Origin of the sequence: Bradyrhizobium sp. GCM10028915, assembly GCF_042666195.1 — a bacterium.
Classification (GTDB): Bacteria; Pseudomonadota; Alphaproteobacteria; order Rhizobiales; family Xanthobacteraceae; genus Bradyrhizobium; species Bradyrhizobium canariense_D.
The window spans coordinates 1-1,507 of sequence record NZ_JBHTFN010000038.1; the positions used below are offsets into that span (position 1 = coordinate 1).

Genomic DNA, 1,507 nt, shown 5'->3' on the forward strand with positions numbered 1-1,507 from the left:
GTCTATGAGGGCGAGGACAGCGACGACGCCTCCATCAAACTCTCGGCCGGCAAGATCCAGCGGACCGGCGTCAAGTCGGAGCCCGCAGCGATGCGCGTGATCCGGACCGTCGTCAGAGCGCCGGGCACGATCGCGCTCGACGAGCGGCGGATCTCCGTCGTCGCCATGCGGGCGGAAAGCTTCATCCTGAAGGTGGCCGACGTCACGACCGGATCTCACGTGATCAAGGGGCAGCCGCTGATGGAGGTCTACAGCCCCGCGGTGTCCTCCGCGGCGGCCGAGTACCTGACCACCATCACCTCGAAGACGACCAGCGGCGACGTTCAGTATGGCCGTGGATCGCGCCAGCGCCTGATGAACCTGGACGTGCCCGATGCTGCGATCTCGGCCATCGAGAAGAGCCGGACCGTGCCAACGTCGATCGGATGGACTTCGCCGCGCGACGGCATCGTGCTGGAGCGCAATGCCATCGAGGGCATGCGCGTCGAGCCTGGCGGCGTCCTGTTCCGGATCGCCGACCACTCGGTCATGTGGGCCCTGATCGACGTCGCCGAACGCGACCTCGGCATGATTGCCAAAGGCCAGCCGGTCACTGTCAAGGCGCGAAGCTATCCAGGACGGGAGTTCACGGGGAAGGTCGAGGTCATCTACCCGGACATCAACAAGGAGACCCGGACGGCGCGGGTGCGCATCGAGCTGCAGAATCCGGATCTGATCCTGCTGCACGACATGTACGTCGACGCCGACATCGACACCGGCAGCGGGCAGGCGGTCCTCACGGTGCCCGACAGCGCCGTGATGGACACCGGCGCCCGGCAGGCCGTTTTCGTCGACAAGGGGCAGGGCCGGCTGGAGCCGCGCGAGGTCCAGCTCGGCCACCGGGGCGGCGGGTTCGTGGAAATTCGGCAGGGCCTCTCGGACGGCGACGCCGTGGTGGTCTCGGCGAACTTCCTGATCGATGCCGAAAGCAACCTGAAGGCCGCGCTTAAGGGCTTTGCCGAGGGGGCGCAGCAATGATCGCGCGTCTCATCGCCTGGTCCGCCCGCAACCTGCTGCTGGTGCTGTTCGGGACCGGCTTCGCCGCCGCAGCGGGGCTGTACGCGCTGCTGCATCTGCCGCTCGATGCCATCCCGGATCTCTCGGACACCCAGGTCATCGTCTACACGGAGTACCCCGGCCAGGCGCCGCAGGTGATCGAGGACCAGGTCACCTATCCGTTGACGACGGCGATGCTGACCGTGCCGAAATCGAAGGTCGTGCGCGGCTTCTCTTTCTTCGGCGTCTCCTTCGTCTACGTCATCTTCGAGGACGGCACCGACATCTACTGGGCGCGCTCGCGCGTGCTGGAATTCCTCAACGGCGCCAGCGCGCGCCTGCCTGCCGGCGTGAGCCCCACGATCGGCCCCGACGCGACCGGCGTCGGCTGGGTCTACCAGTACGCGATCATATCGAAGGAACTGAACCTCGCCGATACCCGCACCATCCAGGACTGGAATCTGAAGTTCGC

2 protein-coding genes are annotated in these 1,507 nt (G+C 66.5%); both read left to right on the forward strand.

Going from position 1 to position 1,507, the window contains the following annotated elements:
- Nucleotides 1-1,017, forward strand: a 1,017-nt coding sequence (locus ACFQX9_RS17475; protein WP_377789813.1) for an efflux RND transporter periplasmic adaptor subunit, incomplete at its 5' end; no start/stop codon positions are given.
- Nucleotides 1,014-1,507 (forward strand): efflux RND transporter permease subunit (locus ACFQX9_RS17480; protein ID WP_377789815.1); only part of this gene is annotated, 494 nt, incomplete at its 3' end. The genes ACFQX9_RS17475 and ACFQX9_RS17480, both read left to right, overlap by 4 nt.